Origin of the sequence: Bradyrhizobium liaoningense, from assembly GCF_018130955.1 — a bacterium.
GTDB lineage: Bacteria > Pseudomonadota > Alphaproteobacteria > Rhizobiales > Xanthobacteraceae > Bradyrhizobium > Bradyrhizobium liaoningense_C.
In genome coordinates, this window is sequence record NZ_JAFCJM010000146.1 from 1 (window position 1) to 1,502 (window position 1,502).

At 64.7% G+C, this 1,502-nt stretch carries 2 pseudogenes; both read right to left on the reverse strand.

The annotated features are described in order from the left end of the window. Positions 1-373, reverse strand: a pseudogene (istB, locus tag JQ632_RS39105) (IS21-like element IS1631 family helper ATPase IstB); the annotation flags it as partial. Between the two features lie 4 nt (positions 374-377). Next, positions 378-1,502 (reverse strand): annotated as a pseudogene (gene istA / locus JQ632_RS39110) (IS21-like element IS1631 family transposase); the annotation flags it as partial.

The following is a 1,502-nucleotide window of genomic DNA, read 5'->3' on the forward strand; positions in this document are numbered from 1 at the left end:
TCGCCTGATAGGCAATCGCCTTGGCGATGTGCGACTTCCCGGTGCCAGGTTTGCCAACAAGCAGAGCGTTCTCGCCAGCGGCAATGAACGCCAGGGTGTGGAGCTGGAAGCAGGTCTGACGTGGCAGTTTGGGATTGAAGGACCAGTCGAACTCGGCGAGCGTCAGCTTTTCGTCGAGCCCGGATTGCTGGTATCGCCGCTCGATAAGACGGGACTGACGACGGTCCAGTTCATCCTGCAGGATAAGGGAGAAGGTCTCGAGGAAGGGCTGGTTGGCGCCCTGCGCCTGGAGCACGCGCGTCTGCAGCGTGTCGCGGACACCCGACAGGCGCAGCTGTCGTAGGCAACGCTCAATTTCCGGCATGGTCATCATGTGGCTAGGTCTCCAGTTTAAGGTGAGAAGGTGCAGCGGGAGCGCTCGTGGCGCCGGAGTTGGCCGGGGTTGCGCAGGCGACACGAGCGCGGATTGCCGTGGCGTGATCGTCGTGAGCCTCGGCCTGCCGACCATTGTCGTCGGCGTCGCGCCGCACAGCGCGGCTGAAGAGGTCGCCGTATTCCGCGGGGGTACGGATCAGCGGATGATCCTGGGTGAGCGGCGATGCCGGCTGTGGCGTCACTCCAACCTGCTCGATCGCCTGTTCGAACAACCGCTCGACGGTCGCACGCACGTGCTTGTAGCGGTAGATGCGGTTGTCGATGGCGTGCGCGCAGGCCTGCTCGACCAGCCGCGCCGGATACTTCCGGCCCAGCCCGACAATGCCCCACATCGCGCGCTGTCCGGGGCGCCCTTCGGTGTCGAACACCTGCTGGCACAAGGCCCTGGTCTGCGGTCCGATGCGCTCGGCGCTCGCCAGCAGCACGGCGGTTTGCCGCGACGGGTTGAACGGCCGTTCGCTGGTCGGCAGGACGACAGAACCGGGGTGCGCCATCCGGGAATGAACACGCAGCAGCGCACGGGTGTGGCGATCACGGATCTCGATCGTGGTGGTGTAGATGCGCACGACGACCTGGCTGCCGATCGGCGCGGGCCGCGCGGCGTAATAGCTGTTGTCGACGCGTACGGTGGTGTCGTCGCAGACAGTCCGGACGACTTCGGTGAAGATGCGGAAGGGAGCGACAGGCAGCGGCCGCAGGTGCGGCTTCTCTTCCTGGAACATCGCCTCGACCTGACGGCGCGTGCTGCCGTGGATGCGTTTGGAAGCCCAGTTCTCCTCCCAGTGCCTCAAGAACTCGTTTTGCGCCTCCAGCGTCTCGAAGCGCCGTCCGGCCAGCGCAGTGCCCTGGGTATGTTGAATCGCATTCTCGACGCATCCTTTCCGATTTGGATCGGCCACGCGCGCGGGATCGGCGACCACGGCGTAATGAGCCAGCATCGCGCTGTAAATCGGGTTGAGCTGGGGCTCGTACAAATCCGGCTTGAGGACGCCTTCCTTCAGGTTGTCGAGCACGACATAGCTGGGGACCCCGCCAAAATACCGGAACGCCTCTTCGTGGAGCTGCGC